The 18,432-nt window shown below is 68.6% G+C and carries 18 protein-coding genes and 1 tRNA gene; 6 read left to right on the top strand and 13 right to left on the bottom strand.

Annotated features, from left to right (window positions below; translation table 11 throughout):
- Positions 1-33: 33 nt before the first annotated feature.
- The 3 genes from FIU66_RS02850 to gltX all read right to left on the bottom strand — a co-directional run bounded on the left by FIU66_RS02850 (position 34) and on the right by gltX (position 2,328).
- A complete protein-coding gene (locus FIU66_RS02850; protein WP_167621301.1) occupies positions 34-621 on the bottom strand; it encodes an outer membrane protein in 588 nt (195 codons plus the stop codon).
- Between the two features lie 194 nt (positions 622-815).
- Positions 816-892, bottom strand: a tRNA-Met gene (locus FIU66_RS02845).
- Positions 893-1,002: 110 nt separating this feature from the next.
- Complete coding sequence (gene gltX / locus FIU66_RS02840) at positions 1,003-2,328, bottom strand: glutamate--tRNA ligase (RefSeq protein WP_167621300.1); 1,326 nt, start codon at positions 2,326-2,328, stop codon at positions 1,003-1,005.
- Between the two features lie 80 nt (positions 2,329-2,408).
- Here gltX and FIU66_RS02835 point away from each other — a divergent pair, with 80 nt between their 5' ends.
- Positions 2,409-2,816, top strand: coding sequence for a metallopeptidase family protein (locus FIU66_RS02835; protein WP_167621299.1), 408 nt, complete (start codon positions 2,409-2,411; stop codon positions 2,814-2,816).
- On the top strand, positions 2,813-3,766 hold the full coding sequence (locus tag FIU66_RS02830) for a 1-phosphofructokinase family hexose kinase (protein WP_167621298.1): 954 nt from the start codon (positions 2,813-2,815) through the stop codon (positions 3,764-3,766). The genes FIU66_RS02835 and FIU66_RS02830 overlap by 4 nt, the downstream gene beginning before the upstream one ends.
- A gap of 56 nt (positions 3,767-3,822) precedes the next feature.
- On the opposite strand, the gene FIU66_RS02825 is transcribed toward FIU66_RS02830, so the two are convergent.
- Entirely contained in the window at positions 3,823-4,149 is a 327-nt protein-coding gene (locus tag FIU66_RS02825; protein ID WP_042251710.1) for a DUF6280 family protein, read from the bottom strand.
- 350 nt (positions 4,150-4,499) lie between these two features.
- On the opposite strand from FIU66_RS02825, the gene efp reads away from it, so the two are divergent.
- Entirely contained in the window at positions 4,500-5,063 is a 564-nt protein-coding gene (efp, locus tag FIU66_RS02820) for an elongation factor P (protein ID WP_167621297.1), read from the top strand.
- Between the two features lie 64 nt (positions 5,064-5,127).
- Positions 5,128-5,685 (top strand): hypothetical protein, encoded by a 558-nt coding sequence (locus tag FIU66_RS02815; RefSeq protein ID WP_167621296.1) that lies wholly within the window; start codon positions 5,128-5,130, stop codon positions 5,683-5,685.
- On the opposite strand, the gene FIU66_RS02810 is transcribed toward FIU66_RS02815, so the two are convergent.
- Both FIU66_RS02810 and FIU66_RS02805 read right to left on the bottom strand, forming a co-directional pair.
- On the bottom strand, positions 5,682-6,401 hold the full coding sequence (locus FIU66_RS02810) for a folate-binding protein YgfZ (protein ID WP_167621295.1): 720 nt from the start codon (positions 6,399-6,401) through the stop codon (positions 5,682-5,684). The two genes, FIU66_RS02815 and FIU66_RS02810, sit on opposite strands and share 4 nt — an antisense overlap.
- Entirely contained in the window at positions 6,398-8,152 is a 1,755-nt protein-coding gene (locus tag FIU66_RS02805; protein ID WP_167621294.1) for an ABC transporter ATP-binding protein, read from the bottom strand. The genes FIU66_RS02810 and FIU66_RS02805 overlap by 4 nt, the downstream gene beginning before the upstream one ends.
- 151 nt (positions 8,153-8,303) lie before the next feature.
- Between FIU66_RS02805 and FIU66_RS02800 the strand changes: the two genes are divergently transcribed.
- Positions 8,304-9,476 (top strand): alanine--glyoxylate aminotransferase family protein, encoded by a 1,173-nt coding sequence (locus FIU66_RS02800; protein ID WP_167621293.1) that lies wholly within the window; start codon positions 8,304-8,306, stop codon positions 9,474-9,476.
- A gap of 3 nt (positions 9,477-9,479) precedes the next feature.
- Here the strand turns inward: FIU66_RS02800 and FIU66_RS02795 are convergent, their stop codons facing one another.
- The 3 genes from FIU66_RS02795 to FIU66_RS02785 all read right to left on the bottom strand — a co-directional run bounded on the left by FIU66_RS02795 (position 9,480) and on the right by FIU66_RS02785 (position 11,789).
- Positions 9,480-9,857, bottom strand: a complete 378-nt coding sequence (locus FIU66_RS02795; protein ID WP_167621292.1) for a DUF305 domain-containing protein — start codon at positions 9,855-9,857, stop codon at positions 9,480-9,482.
- Positions 9,858-9,949: 92 nt separating this feature from the next.
- Complete coding sequence (gene rsmD, locus FIU66_RS02790) at positions 9,950-10,513, bottom strand: 16S rRNA (guanine(966)-N(2))-methyltransferase RsmD (protein ID WP_167621291.1); 564 nt, start codon at positions 10,511-10,513, stop codon at positions 9,950-9,952.
- Between the two features lie 73 nt (positions 10,514-10,586).
- Positions 10,587-11,789, bottom strand: coding sequence for an NAD(P)/FAD-dependent oxidoreductase (locus FIU66_RS02785; protein WP_167621290.1), 1,203 nt, complete (start codon positions 11,787-11,789; stop codon positions 10,587-10,589).
- A gap of 88 nt (positions 11,790-11,877) precedes the next feature.
- On the opposite strand from FIU66_RS02785, the gene FIU66_RS02780 reads away from it, so the two are divergent.
- Positions 11,878-12,363, top strand: coding sequence for a peroxiredoxin (locus FIU66_RS02780; protein ID WP_167621289.1), 486 nt, complete (start codon positions 11,878-11,880; stop codon positions 12,361-12,363).
- 27 nt (positions 12,364-12,390) lie between these two features.
- On the opposite strand, the gene FIU66_RS02775 is transcribed toward FIU66_RS02780, so the two are convergent.
- From FIU66_RS02775 to FIU66_RS02760, 4 genes are all read right to left on the bottom strand, one after another.
- Positions 12,391-13,518, bottom strand: coding sequence for a GNAT family N-acetyltransferase (locus tag FIU66_RS02775; protein WP_167621288.1), 1,128 nt, complete (start codon positions 13,516-13,518; stop codon positions 12,391-12,393).
- 144 nt (positions 13,519-13,662) lie between these two features.
- Positions 13,663-14,415: a glycerophosphodiester phosphodiesterase family protein gene (locus FIU66_RS02770; protein ID WP_167621287.1), complete on the bottom strand. Its 753-nt coding sequence runs from the start codon at positions 14,413-14,415 to the stop codon at positions 13,663-13,665.
- Positions 14,415-14,870: a RidA family protein gene (locus FIU66_RS02765; RefSeq protein ID WP_167621286.1), complete on the bottom strand. Its 456-nt coding sequence runs from the start codon at positions 14,868-14,870 to the stop codon at positions 14,415-14,417. Before FIU66_RS02765 ends, FIU66_RS02770 begins: the two co-directional genes overlap by 1 nt.
- 49 nt (positions 14,871-14,919) lie before the next feature.
- Positions 14,920-18,372 carry a chromosome segregation SMC family protein gene (locus FIU66_RS02760; RefSeq protein ID WP_167621285.1) on the bottom strand — a complete coding sequence of 1,151 codons (3,453 nt, stop codon included), beginning with the start codon at positions 18,370-18,372 and terminating at the stop codon, positions 14,920-14,922.
- Between the last annotated feature and the right edge of the window lie 60 nt (positions 18,373-18,432).

Raw genomic sequence — 18,432 nt, 5'->3', positions numbered from 1 at the left:
GGGACCGCGTTTCGGAAGGCAGGATCAGGCGTCTTAGAAGCGGTAGGACGCGCGGACCTGCACCAGGTCAGTGTCCAGGTCGATGCCATCGGCGATGACGTCCGAGAAATCGCTGCGGCTGTATTCGGCGCCGACCGAGAACTTCTCGGTGACCAGATATTCAGCGCCCAGGCCGTAGGTGATCCCGGTTTCCGAGAAGTCGCCGGCGGCGGCGTTGGTGGACACGCGCGCAGCGCCCAGGGTGGCGTAGGGCTGGAACCGGCCCATGTCGTAACCGACGCGGCCGCGCAGGCGCCACAGGTCGGCGTCGCCGTCATCCAGATCCACGTCGACCTTGTTGTAGTCCAGTTCGGCACCGGCAATCACCTTGCCGAAGTCGAACAGGTAACCGGCGTGCAGGCCGTAGGCATCGTAGTCGCTGTCGACATCGCTGTCGGACAGTTCGGCATTGCCCTGGCCATACTGCAGACCGGCATAGAAGCCGGACCAGTCGGTTCCAGCCTCGACCGGCACGACGGGCGCCACGACGGGCGCGGTGTCAACGACCGGGGCAACATAGCCACCGGCGAAAGCAGCCGAAGCGGCCAGCGATGCGGCAACCGAAAGGGCAACGAGTTTCATGGTAGTCTCCTTATTCGTCTCGAGCTTCTTGGTCTCGAGGCCCCTAGATATGGCCAGTGCGAAGGGTTTCCAGCCCAAGATTGCAGTGACTGCAACTTCTGTTGCAAAAATGCGACCCTATCGCGAAAGTGATTGATACGAAAAACAAAAAGCGCCCGAGGGCGCTGCCATATATCTGCATCTTTGGAAGGAAATGGTAGCGGAGGAGGGACTTGAACCCCCGACACGCGGATTATGATTCCGCTGCTCTAACCAACTGAGCTACTCCGCCACGGGTGGGGGCGATTTACGGGGTGGCGCGGGGGGCGTCAAGCGGTTTTCGACAACAAAATGAAAACGCCGCCCGGCGGGGGCGGCGTCGCATCGCTGGCTGCGGAACTGTCAGCCGCGGGCCTTGACCACCTGCAGCAGCGGCATGACCTGGGCCATGTCCGGGCCGTGCGCCTGGCCCGTCACGGCCTTGCGCAGCGGCATGAACAGGCCCTTGCCCTTGCGACCCGTCGCGTCCTTCACGGCGGCAGTCCATTCGCCCCAGGTCGCGTCCGTATAGGGCGGGGGCGGCAGCAGCGGCATGGCCTGGGCGATGAAGTCCGCATCCTCGGGATCGATCTGCGGCTCGGCCCCTTGGCTGAAGATCGTCCACCAGTCGGCCAGATCGTCCAGCTTCGTGATGTTCTGCGAGGCGACATGCCAGAAGCGTTCGGCCAGACCCTCGGGCACGCCAAGGGCCGCGATCCGGTCGGCCACCTGGGCAAAAGGCAGCGCCTGGTTGCGTTCGCGCGTCAGCGGCCACAGATCCTCGGCATCGAACTTGGTGGGCGAGGCGCCGAACTGCGACAGATCGAACCCTTCGGCCAGGTCGTCCAGCGTCATCTTCAATTCGACCGGCTGGCTGGATCCCAGCCGCGCCATCATCGACAGCAGCGCCTCGGGGGCGACCCCCGCTTCGCGCAGGTCGCGGATCGACAGGGCGCCGATGCGCTTGGACAGTTCCTCGCCCTGCGCGCCGGTCAGCAGGCTGTGATGGGCAAAGGACGGCGGCGTGCCACCCAGGGCGCGGATGATCTGGATCTGGGTCGCGGTGTTGGTCACATGATCCGCGCCACGCACGATATGCGTGACCGCCATGTCGGTGTCATCGACCGAGGATGCAAAGGTGTAAAGCACCTGCCCGTCCGCCCGGATCAGCACCGGATCCGACACGCTGGCCGCGTCGATCGAGATGTCGCCCAGGATGCCGTCGGTCCACTCGATGCGTTCCTGGTCCAGCTTGAAGCGCCAGTAGCCCTCGCGCCCCTCGGCCCGCAGGCGGTCGCGGTCGGCATCCGACAAGGCCAGCCCGGCGCGGTCGTAGACCGGCGGCTTGCCCATGTTCAGCTGCTTCTTGCGCTTCAGGTCCAGTTCCGTGGGCGTCTCGAAGACCTCGTAAAGGCGGTCCCCGGCGCGCAACTGGTCCGCCGCCTCGGCATAGCGATCAAGGCGCAGCGACTGGCGTTCGACGCGGTCCCAGTGCAGGCCCAGCCATTCCAGGTCGCGCTTGATGCCGTCGGCATATTCTTCCTTGGAGCGTTCCTGGTCGGTATCGTCCAGCCGCAGGATGAAGGTGCCCCCGGCCTTTTTCGCGATCAGATAGTTGAACAGCGCCGTGCGCAGGTTGCCGACATGGATGTGGCCCGTGGGCGAAGGGGCGAAGCGGGTGGTGGTCATGGCACAACTCTCCTGTTGGCCTTGCTCTTTCACACGCGGCGATTCTTGTCCATATCAGGGCCGGTATGCAGGAGAAGCGGATGACCGACTGGAAGGACCTGACCGCGCCGGACGCGGCCCGGATCGAGGCGATGGCGCGCGACGCATTGGCCGCCCTGCCCCCCGAATTCGCCACCCATGCCCAGGGCATCACCATCCACGTGGCCGAGTTCGCCCCCGAGGACGTGCTGGATGAATTGCAGATCGACGACCCGTTCGAGCTGACGGGCATCTATGACGGCATTCCGCTGACGGAAAAGTCGGTGTCCGACCAGCCGGGGCAGCCCGACATCATCTGGCTGTACCGCCGCCCGCTGCTGGACGAATGGGCGTCGCGCGGGAACGTGACCTTGGGCGAACTGGTGGCCCATGTCGTCACGCACGAGATGGCCCATCACTTCGGCTGGTCCGACGACGACATCGCCAGCATCGACAGGTGGTGGGAATGAAGTCGCAGGCGCCGATCCTGACGGTCACGCTGAACCCCGCGCTTGACCTGTCCACCGCAGCCGACGAAGTGCGCCCGGAACTGAAGCTGCGCTGCGACAAGCCGGTGGCCGATCCTGGCGGCGGCGGCATCAATGTCAGCCGCGCGATCAAGCACATGGGCGGGCAATCCACCGCGATGGTCGCCCTTGGCGGCGCCACCGGCACCCGCATCGGCGACATGCTGAAGGCCGACGGACTGTCGGTCGTGCGCCTGACCGCGCCTGGCGAGACGCGCCAGTCGCTGGCCGTCACCGACCGCGCGACTGGCGGGCAGTACCGCTTTGTCCTGCCCGGCCCCGAATGGCACAAGGCGCATGTGGCCGACATGACGCAGGCCATCGCCGAAGGCGCGCCGGCGGGCGGCTGGGTCGTCGTGTCGGGGTCGAACCCGCCCGGCGTTCCGGCGGGATTCGAGCAGATGCTGACCGTGCGGCTGAAGAACAGCGGTGCAAGGCTGCTGGTTGATACCTCGGGCGAGGCGCTGCGGGTGCTGGCGGGTTCCTCGACGCCCGTGGACGTGCTGCGCATGGACAGCCACGAGGCCGAGGATCTGGCGGGCCGCCCCCTGCCTTCGCGCAGCGACAGCGCGGCCTTTGCGGCGGGTCTGGTCAAGGACGGCGCGGCGCGGTCGGTGATCGTCGCGCGCGGGGCGGACGGATCGGTCATCGCCGGGCCGGACGGCGCCTGGCACGCGGCGGCGGCGCGGGTCAAGGTGGTCAGCGCGGTCGGCGCGGGCGACAGCTTCGTCGCGGGCTTCGTGCTGGCGATGGCGCGCGACTGGCCGGTCGAGGAAGCCCTGGCCCTGGGCGCGGCCGCAGCCTCGGCCGCGGTGATGACGCCCGCCACCGAACTGTGCCACGCGGCCGATGTGGACCGCTTCTACGGCGAACGCATCGTCACGCGGCTTTAGCGCAAAGAAAAAAGCCGCCCGGACGGACGGCTTGCTTCCAGTGCGGGTGCCGGGGATCAGGCGGCTTCGGCTTCCTCGGCCTCGGCGGCCATGCGGCGTTCGCTTTCCTCGCGCGACAATGCGACCGAGGTGCGCACGCCCTTGGACACGAATTCCATCAGGCCCTTCACCACGCGTTCGTTCGGGTCGATGCCCGCGCAGGACAGCACTTCGCGACCATCGCGCGACCGCGCCCAGCGGGCAATCTGCTCGGGGCCGTTGCCATATTTCTTGTCATCTGCAATCGCATCATCAAGCGCGGCCAGAACGACCGCGGCAAAAAGCTTGCGGGCCCGCTGGCCCTGTTCGAAATTGAAAGCCGATCCGTCGACAAAATCGCGCATACCATTCGTCCATCTTCTGGGCTGCAAGGGCAAGGCAGCCATGTGGGAGGCATCATGCCAGCCCATCGTTATTGTTTCCGTTTCTCTGACGGTGCCGCTGCTTAACGCGGAACGACGCCGATTCGATATTCCTCCGGCCGCATATCTCCCATGCACATAATGCATGTCGCGTAAAAAACAGGTGAAATCTGCAATTGCACCCTGCGATCGGCGCCTTCCGGCACGGGTCCGCGCCTTGACAACACCGCAAAGGCGTTTTGGTTGCCTCGCCCGGAAGGTGTCGATATAGGGGCGCCACAGCGCTGTTCAACATGGACGGCCCGATTTTCCCGAACCGCAAAGAGCATTCCATGCCCAAGATCAACGGCAATGAAATCCGCCCCGGCAACGTGCTGGAGCATGACGGAGGCCTGTGGGCCGCCGTGAAGGTCAGCCACGTGAAGCCCGGAAAAGGCGGCGCCTTCGCGCAGGTCGAGTTGAAGAACCTCCGCGACGGCCGCAAGCTGAACGAGCGTTTCCGCAGCGAAGACAAGGTCGAGCAGGTCCGGCTGGAGCAGAAGGACCAGCAGTTCCTGTATGAATCCGACGGCAAGCTGGTCTTCATGGACAGCGAGACCTTCGAGCAGACCGAACTGGATTCCGACCTGCTGGGCGACCGCCGCCCCTTCCTGCAGGACGGCATGACCGCCACCATCGAATATTACGGCGAGGAAGCGCTGTCGGTCTCGATCCCGCAGAAGGTCACCTGCACCGTCGCGGAAACCGAGCCGGTGGTGAAGGGCCAGACCGCCGCCAACAGCTACAAGCCCGCGATCCTCGACAACGGCGTGCGCATCATGATCCCGCCCTTCGTGGGCGAGGGCGAGAAGATCGTCGTGAACACCGAGGTCTTCGAATACAGCGAACGCGCCTGAAGGCCGTTCCAGACCAGGCGCCCCGGCCAGACCGGGGCGTTTTTCCTTGTCCCGGGTTCCCGACATGACGCCGCATCACGCCACTGCCGAGGATCTGGCCCGCGCCCTGCCCCATATCCTGTCCGCGCCCAAGGACGAAGCCACGGCCCAGATCCTGTGCTTCCGCCCCGGCTTCAACCAGCGGTTCTTTCCCGACCGCCTGGTGATGACACGGGCCGATGGCATTCCCGGCGAACGCTGGCGCAAGGCGCCCTGGATGCGGCTGGCGGACGGATCGCCCGATCCGCGCATCCAGGTCTCGATCCTTTCACGCCGGGTGATGGACGCCGTCTGGCTGGACCGGACCGCAACGCCCCATCCCGGCGACACGATCATCTGCGACCTGGACACCAGCCATGCCAACCTGCCGGTGGGCACGCTGCTGCAGGCCGGGACGGCGGTCCTGCAAGTGTCCGACGTGTTCAACGACGGCTGCGTCAAGTGGAAGGCGCGCTATGGCCAGGCCGCCAAGGACTGGATCACCGCACCCGGACACCCCGAACTGCGCCTGCGCGGGATCCTGTGTTCGATCGAGCGGGACGGAGAGATCGCCCTGGGTGACCCCATCCGCAAGCTGGCCTAGTCCGCCGACAGCCGCGCCTGGCCCGCCTGCATGTCGGGGCCGATCCGGTCAAAGCGCACATGCGCAAGGGCGCGGCCGCCGGACTGGGTGAACAGGGTGCCGACCTCTTTCCCCTCGGCCGTGATGGGGGTGCCGACAGGGGCCTCGCCCTCGATCCGCAGGCGGGCCAGGCCCTTGCGCAAATCGGTCTTGTGCTTCATCCGCGCCGTCACCTCTTGCCCGACATAGCAGCCCTTGCGGAAATCCACGCCGTGCAGCCGCTCGAACCCGGCTTCCAGGATGAAGGTCTCGTTCGGGATCAGTTCGACCAGCGTTTCGGGGATGATGTGGTCGACCCGAATGGCGTCGAAGTCGGTGCCGTCCTCGTCCGCCCCGCCATACAGCCGCCAGCCAAGCGCAGGGTGCCGGGGATCGGCGATTGCCCCGTCCGGCGCAGGGCCGGTGCCGCGGGCCACGGTCATGTCCGTGACCTCGATCCCGACCTTGGAGCGCAGCTTGTACATCGTCAGCCGCCGCGTCAGATCGTCGGCCAGGCGCGCGTCCACGTCCAGAAGCAGCGCGTCATTGTCCGGCACGATCAGGAAATCGGCCAGATACTTGCCCTGCGGCGTCAGCAGCGCGGCCCAGCAGGGCGCGCGGGTCACGTCATTGGTGACCAGCCCTTGCAGAAAGGAAAGGCGGTCGTCGCCGGTGACGCGGATGATCTGGCGGGTCATTGGTCTTCTCCGAATTGCAGGGCGACAAGGCGGGCATAGGCGCCACCCCGGGCCATCAACTGGGCATGGCTGCCTTCCTCGACAACCCTGCCCTGTTCCATCACCACGATCTTGTCGGCGTTGCGGATGGTGGACAGGCGGTGCGCGATCACGATCGTGGTGCGGCCTTCGGAGAGGTTTTCAAGGGCTTCCTGCACCAGCCTCTCGCTCGCGGTGTCCAGGGCGCTTGTAGCCTCGTCCAGCAGCAGCACGGGGGCATCGCGCAGGATGGCGCGGGCGATGCCGATCCGCTGGCGCTGCCCGCCCGACAGGGCCGAGCCGCGCGGGCCTGCAGGACTGTCCAGCCCGGCAGGCAGGGCATCGACGAAATCGCTGACATGGGCGGCTTCCATCGCGCGCCGCAACGCCGCCTCGTCCGATGCGGGGCGGCCCATCAGGATGTTGTCGCGCAGGGTTTCATCGAACAGCGCGGATTCCTGCGCCACGGTCGAGAACTGGTCGCGCAGGGTGCCAAGGTCCAGCTCGCCGATCGGCACCCCACCCAGCGTGATGCGCCCCCGGTCGGGATCGATCATCCGGGTCAGCAGGTTGAAGACGGTCGATTTTCCCGCCCCCGACGGTCCCACAAGCGCCGTCGTCTGCCCGGCCTCGGCCACGAAGTCCAGCCCCTGCAGGACCGGCTTGTCGCCATAGGACAGCCAGACATCGTCGAAGCGGATCGCGGTGCTGGCTGGCGCTTGACTGCGCCCCCCCGAGGTGATGCGCGGCTGCGTGTCCAGGACCTGGTAGATGCGTTCCAGGCTGGCCGCGGCGGTCTGCCAGGTTCCCGCAAGCCCGCTGAGCCGGCGCATCGGCTGGAAGGCAAGGGCAAGGGCGGTGAAGAAGGACATGAAGTCGCCGATGCTGCGCGTGCCCTCCATCACCTCGCGGCCGCCCAGGGCCAGGACGGCGACAAAGCCGATGCCGGTGACGATATCGGTCAGGGCGGGGACCAGGCTGCCCATGGCGGCGACCTTCACCTCGGTCTGGCGGATGCGGCCGACGATCTGGGCGAAGCGGCGGGTCTGGTCCGCCTCGGCCCGGTTCAGCTTGATCGAGACGATGCCGTGCATCACCTCGTCCAGACGTGTCGCGCGGGCGCTGGCATTGGCCCGGTTCTGTCGCACCTTGCGGCGGATGTATCGCTGCACCATCGCGGCGGGCAGGATCAGGATCGGCGCGCCGATCAGCGCGGCCAGCGTCCATGTGGGATCGATGTTGACCGCCACCGCGAACAGCATCACCAGCGAGATCGCGTCGCGGGTCGCACTGGTGATCAGGGTGGCCCAGACCCCCTGGACGGCGATGGTGTCGCCCTGGATCCGCTCGATCATCGCGCCGGGGGGGTTCAACTGGAAGAACCGCCCGTCCAGCGTCATGATATGGGCCAGCAGGTCGCGCTGCATCGTCGTGGAAATGCCCAGCGAGATGCGGGACAAAAGCGACCGGCTGGCGATCAGCGTCACCGCCCGCAGCACGAAGATCGCCATGATCGCGCCGCCGACCCACCAGATCGCGCCTTCCTCCTTGCCCACGAAGACGCGGTCGAAAAGGGGCTTCAGCATCCAGGATATCAGCGCCAGCGTAGAGCCTTCGACCGTCATCAGGGCGAATGCGCCCGCCATGCTGCCGCGATGGACGCGCAGGTAGTCGGTCCAGAAGCGGCGCAGCAGGCGGGTGGCGCTTGGATGCGGGGCGGGCGATGATGTCACGGGCGGGGGCGCCTTTCGTTCCTGTCCGGGCTGTCAAAGCCTTAGCCCGACCCGCCCTGTCGCGGCAAGGCGGGCCGGGATATCGGAAGTCGTTGACCTTCCTGCGCGCGGGCACTAGCGATTTTGCAGGATGTGAAGGACAGATGAAGCCATGAGCCTTGCCGCTGGTCGCCCCGTGATCGCCATTCCCGGCCCCTCGCCCGTTCCCGACAGGGTCCTGCGCGCCACTCACCGCGCCTCGCCCGACATCTATGGCGACGAACTGGCCGAACTGAACCTGGCTGTCATGGCGCAGTTGAAGCGGCTGGCCGGCACCCAGGCGAACCTTGCCCCCTACATCGGCAACGGCCATGCGGCGTGGGAGGCCGCGGGCGCCAATATCTTCACCTCGGGCGACCGGGCGCTTGCACTGACCTCGGGCCATTTCGGGCGGTCCTGGGCCCAGCAGATGGAGGCGATGGGCGTCGCGGTGGAACGGCTGGATTTCGGCAGCCTGCCCGCCGATCCCGACATGCTGGCCCGCAGGCTGGCCGAGGACAAGGCCGGCGCGATCAAGGCGGTGATGGTCTGCCAGATCGACACGGCGACCGGCGTGATGGCCGATATCCCGGCCCTGCAGGATGCGATGGGCGATCACCCGGCGCTGCTGGTGGTGGACGCGATCGCGTCCCTGGGCTGCGCGCCGATGATGATGGACGACTGGGGCGTGGACGTGCTGATCTCGGCCAGCCAGAAGGGCATGATGTGCCCGCCCGGCACCTGCTTCGTGTGGTTTTCCGAAAAGGCTGCCGCGCGCGGGCGCACGCAGCTGACGACACCCTATTGGGACTGGCACGCCCGCGCCAATGCCGAGGCGCTGTGGCGGTTCTGGGGCGGCACGCCGCCCGTCCAGCAGATCTTTGCCCTGGACGAGGCGATGCGGATGATCCTGGACGAGGAAGGCTTGTTTGCGGTCTGGGCGCGCCACGCGGCGCTTGCCCGCGCCACCTGGGCCGCGGCCGATGAATGGGGACAGGGGAATTCGGGCATCCGCCTGTCGGTCGCCGATCCGGCGGCGCGCGCATCCTCGGTCACGGCGATGTTGCTGCCCGGGGCGGATGCGCTGCGGGCCTGGACGGCGTCGCATTGCGGGGTGACGCTGGGCGTGGGCCTGGGCGCCGAGCAGCCGGAGAACGCGCTGCGCGTCGCCCATATGGGCCATGCCAATGCCGGGATGATCCTGGCCGCGCTTGGCGCGATGCAGGCGGGGATGGCCGCGCTTGGCATCCCGCACGGGGCGGGCGGCCTGGACGCGGCGGCAAGGGCCCTGGCCGAGCCCGCCTGACCCCTATTCGGTGTGGCCGTTCCGGGCCAGCCAGTCACGCATCGTCTGGATCTCGGCCTCCTGGGCAGCGATGACCTCCTCGGCCAACTGCCGGATTTCGGGGTCGTCGCCATGTTCCAGGACCACCTTGGCCATGTCGATGGCGCCCTGGTGGTGCGGGATCATGCCGCGCACGAAATCGACATCGGCGTCGCCCGAAGGCGCCATCGCCATGTCGCCATGCATCTTTTCCATCACCGACTGATAGGCCCGCGCGGCTGCGTTGTCGGACGCGCCATGGCCGCCGTGACCATCATGCGCGGCATCCTGTGCATAGGCCCCGAAGGCCAGGGCGAACAGGATCGGGGACAGGCCAAGGCCCCTGCGGACGGATTTGCTCATGGAAACCTCCTTCGCGATATGCGCCTGCAGGCTGGCGCAAAGGCGCGGCGGGGGAAAGCGCGCCTTTCGTCACATCACCGGCACCAGTCGGTTCAGGCGGGCAATCGGGCCAGCGTCACCAGCGTGTCGCCATAGCGCCGCTGGTCGATGGGGACGAGAGGCGCGGGCACCAGCGGCGGGCGGCTTTCTTCCCACACCACCATCGCGCCGGGGGCGATCCAGCCGCCGTCCAAGGCGGCGCCGACGGCCCGTTCCCCCAAGGCCTGCGCATAAGGGGGATCGAGGAACACCAAGCCATAGCCCCCATCGCGGCAGGGGGGCAGCCGCGTGGCGTCCTGGCGCAGCAATTGCGCCGCGCCCTCGGCCCGCGCCTTGGCGATGTTGCTGCGGATCAGCGCCTGCGCCTTGGCGCCATCCTCGACGAAGGTCACCGCAGAGGCGCCGCGCGACAAGGCTTCCAGGCCCAGGGCGCCGGTGCCGGCGAACAGGTCCAGCACCCGCGCGCGGGGGATCGGGTTGCCATGCGTGCCGTTGACCAGCAGGTTGAAGATCGCTTCGCGCACCCGCTCGGTCGTTGGGCGCAGATGCGCAGCCGCATCGCCCGCGCCGACCTCGGCCAGCTTCAACCCGCGCAATGTGCCGCCGACGATCCTCATGCCTGCGTCCCGCGGGGGCCGGGGGCGCTTCGCCCCCCAGACCGCCAGAGGATATTTGCGCACAGAAGATAGGTCATGCCAGCAGGGCCTTCAGATCCGTCGTGGCGGCGATGGCGTCGGCGTCGGGGCTGCGGCCTGCCTCGATCAGGCGCTTGCCGATCATGTAGGCGCGGGCATCGTTCAGCGCATCGACGGCGATCAGGCGGCCCTGGCGGTAATACCAGACCGAGCCGCCGTGCTGTCCGTCGCCGGCGCGCGTGACGATCCGGTCATGGCCCGCCCCAAGCCCCGCGATCTGCAGCTTGGCGTCGAACTGGTCCGACCAGAACCACGGCTTCGGCTGATAGGGCCGGTCCGCGCCCAGGACGTTGTCGGCCACGGCCTCGGCCATGTCGATGGCGTTGCCGACGCTTTCCAGCCGCAGGCGCCCGCCTTGCCAGGGAAAGCTGGCGCAGTCGCCCGCAGCCCAGATCGCCGGGTCCGAGGTCCGACCCAGATCGTCGGTGGCGATGCCGTTGTCCAGGACCAGCCCGGCTGTCTGCGCAAGACCCGTTTCCGGCAGCACGCCGATGCCGGAAACGATCAGGTCGGCTGGAAGCTCTCGCCCGTCGTTCAGCGCGACGCCGGTCGCCCGGTCCGTGCCGGTGATGTGCGAGATGCCGGTGCCTTCCATGATCTCGACCCCATGCGCCAGATGCAGCGCGCGGATCATGTCGGCGGTTTCCGCCGCCGCGACCCGGCCCAGGATGCGCGGCGCGGCCTCGATCAGCGTGACGGTCAGGTCCAGCTTGCGGGCGACGGCTGCGGCTTCCAGCCCGATATAGCCGCCGCCGATCACCATCAAGCGGCGCCCCCCCTGCATCTGCGGGACCATGGCGTCTACGTCGGCCAGGTTGCGGATAACATGGACGCCGGGCAGTTCGCCCCCCATGGCGGCAGGCAGGCGACGCGCCGACGCGCCCAGCGTCAAGGCAAGCGCATCGTAACCCACCTCTCCTTTGTCCGTTGTGACGACCCGCCGGACCGGGTCAATGGCGGTTGCGGATTCGCCCAGCCGAAGAGTGATGTCCTGATCCACCCACCATTCCGGCGACCGCAGCGCCAGGCGATCCAGCCCCATCTCTCCCAGCAGATAGGCCTTGGACAGCGGCGGGCGTTGATAGGGGGCCACGGGTTCGGACCCGATCAGGGTTATCTTGCCGTCATGCCCCTTGGCGCGCAGCCGTGCCGCCAGCGACGCCGCCGCCTGCCCTGCCCCTACGATCACGATCTTCATCGGCTTTCCTGCCCGCTGCGGCCCGCTGGCCTGTCATCCGGGCGCACCCTATAGTCGCCGCGAATCCGTTGCAATTCAGGAGGACAGGATGACCATCACCGTCGGAGACAAGCTGCCGCAGGCCACCCTGCTGCGCGTGGGCGCCAATGGCCCGGAAGCCGTCGATACCGCCGACCTGGCCCGGGGCCGCGTTGCCCTGTTCGGCGTGCCCGGCGCCTTTACCGGCACCTGCACCAACGCCCACATGCCCAGCTTCGTGCGCAATGCCGACGCCTTCCGCGACAAGGGCGTCAGCCGCATCGTCTGCGTGACCGTGAACGATCCCTTCGTGGCCGATGCCTGGTCGAAAGCCACCGGCGCGCAGGACGCGGGCATCGAGGTCATGGCCGATGCCGACGGCAGCCTGACCCGCGCGCTCGGCCTGAACTTCGACGCGCCGCCCGCGGGCTTCTATGGCCGTTCGAAGCGGTATGCGGCGCTGCTGAACAATGGCACCTTCGAGGCGGTCGACGTCGAGGACAGCCCCGGCCAGTGCGGCGTCAGCGCAGGCGAGGCGCTGCTGGAAAAGGTCTGATCCTGCCAGGACCGGCGATGGCCGGTCCTAGCCCCTGCGGAAGGGCGTGAAGTCCGCAAGCGCCTCGATCTCCTCGCCCATCGCCTCGCGTTCCCGGTCAAGATAGTCGGCCAAGGCACGCTGAAACCCCTCGTCCCCGACCCAGTGCAGGGAATGCGTGGCGACCGGTTCATACCCGCGCGCCAGCTTGTGTTCGCCTTGCGCCCCGGCCTCGACACGGGACAGGCCATGCGCGATGGCGTGGTCGATGGCCTGGTGATAGCACAATTCGAAATGCAGGAAGGGGTGGTCTTCGACGCAGCCCCAGTAGCGGCCATAGATCGCGTCCGGCCCCAGGAAGTTCAGCGCCCCCGCAACCGGCCGCCCGTCGCGTTCCGCCAGGACCAGCAGGATGTCGTCGCGCATGGTCTGGTGCAGGCAGTCGAAGAAGGCCCGTGTCAGATAGGGGCGGCCCCATTTGCGGCTGCCGGTGTCCTGGTAGAAGGCCCAGAAGGCGTCCCAGTGATGCGGCTTCAGGTCGTCGCCGGTCAGGTGGCGGATCGTTCCGCCGAAATCCTGCGCCCGCGCCCGTTCCTTGCGCAGATCCTTGCGCTTGCGCGACGACAGCGCCCCCAGGAAATCCTCGAAGCTGCCATAGCCCCGGTTCAACCAGTGGAACTGCTGGGTGACGCGGGGCAGAAAGCCCATCTCGGCCCCTTGCCCGGCCTCGTCCTCGGTGCAGAAGGTGACATGCACCCCCGATGCCCCGCCCTTTTCGGCCACCCGCGTCATCCCCGCCAGCAGCGACTGGCGCATGGCCGGGTCACGGGCCAGCAACCGTGCGCCGGTCACCGGCGTGAACGGCACCGCCGCCTGCAGCTTGGGATAATAGCGCCCGCCGGCCCGCTGATAGGCCTCGGCCCAGGCATGGTCGAAGATGTATTCGCCCTGGCTGTGGGATTTCGCGTAAAGCGGCGCGGCTGCAACCACGGCGCCGCCTTCCTCCAGCGTCACATGCAGGGGCTGCCAGCCGGTGCCGCGACCGACAGAGCCCGATTCCTCAAGCGCAAGCAGGAAGCGGTGGCTGGTGAAGGGATTGCCGTCGCCAAGCCCATCCCAGACATGGGCAGGGATCGCAGCGATGCCGGAATGGGTGGACAAGGTCAGCGTGCTCATGCCTGGCAAGCTAGGCAGTCGCGGGGGCTTTGTCAGCGCCCCCCGCGTCACAATCGCGCAGGGCTTTCATCTTGGCCCAAATATCCCGCAGGGGGAAATCCGCCTTTGGGCGGATTGGGGGACGCGAAGTCCCCCTGCCCCGCATCAGACCGTCGCCCGATAGCCTTCGAAGGTGATGTTGTCGGCCACGCGGCGTGCGACAGCCTCCTCCTCGGTGCTGCGGATCGTCCAGCAGAGGATGGGCACGCCCATCGCCTTCAGCGCGTCCAGGCGCGGATTGCCCAGGTCGCCCTTGTCGTGGGACACGAAGCAGGACCGGGTCTGGTCGAAATCGTTGATCCCGGCCAGATGGTGGCGGCGCTCCTCGGGGATGCCGGGCCAGTCGGCCTCGAGATAGCCGCAGGTCGTCAGCCCCACCGGAACTTGCGGCGCCAGGGCGTGGAAGGCCCCGACGACATGGGGATTGAAGGACATCACTGCGACCGGGCCGCCATAGCCTTGCAGCGCATCCGCCACCGCCTTGTGCAGCAGCCCGATATTGGGGCCCAGCGACAGATCCTGGTCCTTGATCTCGATCAGCAGGGGCACGCGCCCCGCCACAAGGTCCAGGAACTGGCGCAGCGTCGGCACGGCCTCGTCGCTGCCCAGCAATGGCAACCGGCCCAAGGCCGTGGCGTCAAGATCGGCGATCATGCCCTGCCCGCCCGTCAGCCGCGCAAGGTCGTAATCGTGAAAGACCATCGGCGTGCCGTCGCGGGCGGGCTGGATGTCCAGCTCGATCGCGTAGCCCGCGTCTATCGCGGCCCGGGCTGCGGCCAGGCTGTTTTCCGGCACGCCAGCGCCGTGCAAGCCGCGATGGGCGATGGGCATGGTCAGGAAGGCCTGAGGCAGGGTCATCACGCGACCTCGAAGATGGCTTCGATCTCGACCGCGACGCCCAAGGGCAGCGCGGGGGCGGATACGGCGGCGCGGGCATGGCGGCCGGCATCGCCAAAGATCTCGACCATCAGGTCGGAACAGCCGTTGATGACCTTGGGCTGGTCCGTGAAATCGGGGGTCGAGTTTACGAAGCCCGTCAGCTTGACCACGCGGCGCACGCGATCCAAATCGCCCACGGCGGCCTTCAGTTGCGCGATCAGAGACAGCCCGCAGCGGCGGGCGGCGGCGGCGCCTTCGTCGACGGACATGCCGTCGCCCAGGCGGCCCTTGATCAGGCCGCCCTCGTCCTGGCTGATCTGGCCCGACACGAAGATCAGGTTGCCGGTCTGCACGAAGGGCACATAGTTCGCGGCGGGCGCGGGCGCCGCGGGAAGGGTGATGCCCTTCTGGGCCAGGGTGGCTTCGATGCTCATGGCTGTCCTCATGGTTCTGGATTCGGGCGGCACCGTAGCAAGGCCCGCCCTAGGCGACCAGAGCCTCGGCGCGCTGCAGATCCACGCTGACCAACTGGCTGACGCCCTGTTCGACCATGGTGACGCCGAACAGCCGGTCCATCCGCGACATGGTGACGGCGTGGTGGGTAATGATCAGGAACCGCGTGTCGGTGCGGCGCGTCATCTCGTCCAGCAGGTCGCAGAAGCGGCTGACATTGGCGTCGTCCAGCGGAGCATCCACCTCGTCCAGGACACAGATGGGCGCGGGATTGGCCAGAAACACCGCGAAGATCAGCGCCATCGCGGTCAGCGTCTGTTCCCCACCGGACAGCAGCGACAGGGTGGACAGCTTCTTGCCCGGCGGCTGGCACATGATCTCCAGCCCCGCATCCAGCGGATCGTCGGATTCCACCAGCACCAGCCGCGCCTCTCCGCCGCCGAACAGGGTGGTGAACAGCGTGGTGAAATTGGCGTTGACCGCGTCAAAGGCCGCCAGCAGGCGCTCGCGCCCCTCGCGGTTCAGGCTGGCGATGCCCGCGCGCAGCTTGCGGATCGCCTCCTCGAGGTCGGCCTTTTCGGTGGCAAGCCGGTCGCGTTCGGCCTCCAGCTCGCGCTTGTCCTCGTCGGCGCGCAGGTTGACGGCGCCAAGCGCGTCGCGCTGCGTGCGCAGGCGGTTGATCTGGTCCTCGAGTTCGGCGGCGGGCGTGTCAGGCGGCGTCTCGCCCAGCGAAGCCAGCAGCGCCTGAGGCGTCGCCTCGGCTTCCTCGAGGATGCGGGCGCGGGCGGCGGCCTCGGCGTCGCGGGCGGCCTCGGCGCGGGCCTCTCGGGTGGCGCGGGTTTCGCGTGCCTCGGATGCGGCACGTTCCGCCTCGCGTTCCGCATGGGCGGCGGCGCGGGCGGCATCCTCGGCCACCGACAGCGCGTCGCGGGCGGCGGACAGGCGATCGCCTGCATCGGCCTCGCGCGCCTGCAGGCTGGCGCGGCGTTCGGCCAGCACCCCAGGCTGGGCCTCGGCATCGGCAAGTTCGGCCTCGGCGGCATCGCGACGGGCAGCCAGTTCCGACGCGCGGGTGCCTGCCTGCTGAAGCCGCAGCTTCCACCCGGATTCTTCCTTGGCGATCTCTTGCAGCCGCTTTGTGCGCGCATTGGCCTCGCGCTTCAGCTCGTCCAGGGCTGCGCGGCGGGACATGGTGGCGATGCGCGCGGCCTCGACGCCGGTGCGCGCGTGTTCAAGCGCGGCCGCCGCGTCGGCACGGTCAGGCAGTTCGGCAAGCGCGGCTTCAGCCTGGGCCAGCCGCCCCCGCGCATCCGCGCCGTCGGCCCGGTGGCGCGACAACTCGGCCCCCGCGGCCTCGGCCCGGCTGCGGGCAAGCGACAGATCGGATTCGGCGCGGGTCAGGGCGCGGGCCGCGTCGGACAACTGCCGTTCCGCATCGCGGCGAGCGTCGCGGGCGGATTTCTCGGTCGCCGTGGCATCCGCAAGGCCAGCGCGGGCATCCTCGTGGCGTTCCACCGCGACAGCGGCGCGCGCCTCGGCCTCGGCAGACTGATCGGCCAGTTCGGCAAGCTGGTTCATCTTTTGCAGATGCAGGGCGGCGGCCGAGGAAGCCTCGCCCGCCATGACCCGCATCCCGTCCCAGCGGAACAGGTCGCCCGCAGGCGTGACCAGCCGCTGGCCGGGCTTCAGGCCGGGCTGCGTTGCGGCGGCGGTGGCCGCGTCCCCGACCAGTCCCACCTGCGACAGGCGGCGCGACAGCACCTCGGGACCGGCGACATGCGGCGCAAGCGGCTCGGCGCCTTTGGGCAAGGGCTGCGGGTGGTCCCAGCCCGGCAGCAGGTGCCAGCCGCTTTCACCATCCACAGCCAGCCCCGCGCGCAGGTCGTCGCCGAAGGCCGCGCCGAAAGCCATTTCGTATCCCTTGGCGACCGTCACCTGATCCAGGATCGCCTTGCCGCCGGACCCGCCCCGTTCGACCAGCCTCCGAAGGGCAGCCATCTCGGCGGCAAGGGCGCTTGTCTCGCCCTCGGCCTCGGCCCGGGCGATGCGGGCGCCGGATTCCAAGGCTTCCGCCTCGGCCCGCGCGGCCTCAGTGGCGGCAAGCGCCTCCTCGGCGGCCTCGGCCCGTTCGGCGGCAAGTTCCTGCGCCTGCTCGGCCGTGGCAAGGGTTTCCTCGGCCAGGGCACCCGCCTCGGCGGCGCGGGCGGCATTGGCTTCGGCCTCGGCGGCGGCACGCTCGGACCGGGCGAGCATCGCGCGCAGATCGGCCATCAGCCGCTCCGCCGACTGGTGGCGGGCGGCCAGGCGCGCAGCCTCGTCGGTCAGTTCCGCCAGCCGCGCCTCGACTTCGCGCAGGGCCTCGGCCGCGTCATCGGCGGCCTGGGCCGCGGCATCCAGACGGGCATCGTGCCCCTGCCCGGCCTTTTCCAGTTCGGCCCGTTCCCAGGCCAGCCGCTCGACCACCTCTCCGGCGTCGCGGTTCAGCGCCTCCTCGCGGTCAAGGTCGCGGGCCAGTTGGGCGATGCGGGCCTGAAGGCTGGCAATGGCCCCTGCGGCGCGTGCGTCTGCCTCGTCCAGGGCCTCGCGCTCGACCACGATGCGGGACAGGATCGCCGCCGCGACCTGCTCCTCCTCGCGCAGGTCGGGCAGGGCGGCCTCGGCCTCCTCTCGCCCGGCACCGGCATCGCGGGACGCAGCCTCGGCGGCAGCGGCATCGCGGATCGCGGCGGACAGCGCGGCGGCGGCGGCCAGCCGCGCGGCCTCGGCCTCGGACCAGCGGCGATACAGCAGCGCACCCTCGGCCAGGCGCAATGCCGCGCCGATCTCGCGATAGCGGGCGGCGGTGCGGGCCTGCCGCGCCAGGCTGGCCGCCTGGGTGGACAACTGGTCCAGCGTATCCTCGACCCGTACCAGGTTCGCCTCGGCCCCGTTCAGCTTCAGCTCGGCCTCGTGGCGGCGTTGATACAGGCCGCTGATCCCCGCCGCTTCCTCAAGGATCCGGCGGCGGCTTCGCGGCTTGGCGCTGATCAACTCGCTGATCTGTCCCTGCCGCACCAAGGCCGGGCTATGCGCCCCGGTCGAGGCATCCGCGAACAGCATCTGCACGTCGCGCGCCCGCACGTCCTTGCCGCCGATCTTGTAGGCCGACCCGGCGTCCCGCGTGATGCGGCGGACGATGTCGAACTGGTCGTTGTCGTTGAAGCCCGCGGGCGCCAGCCGGTCGCGGTTGTCCACGGTCAGCACGACCTCGGCATGGGCGCGGGCGGACCGTCGGGCGGTGCCCGCGAAGATCACGTCCTCCATCCCCTCGCCGCGCATGGCGGTGGGGCGGTTCTCGCCCATGACCCAACGCAGGGCTTCCAGCAGGTTGGACTTGCCGCAGCCGTTCGGACCGACCACGCCCGTCAGCCCCTCGCGGATGACCAGGTCGGTCGGATCCACGAAGCTTTTGAAGCCGTTCAGTCGCAGCCGGTCGAAGCGCAAGCGGTGGTTCCCTTTTGTTCCCCTGCGGATTGTCGCATGACGGGGGTCCGAGTCAACCTG

It is taken from the genome of Paracoccus sp. AK26, from assembly GCF_011801365.1.
GTDB lineage: Bacteria > Pseudomonadota > Alphaproteobacteria > Rhodobacterales > Rhodobacteraceae > Paracoccus > Paracoccus aerius.
The sequence above is the reverse complement of the archived record's forward strand: the minus strand, read 5'-3'. Positions and strand labels throughout refer to the sequence as shown.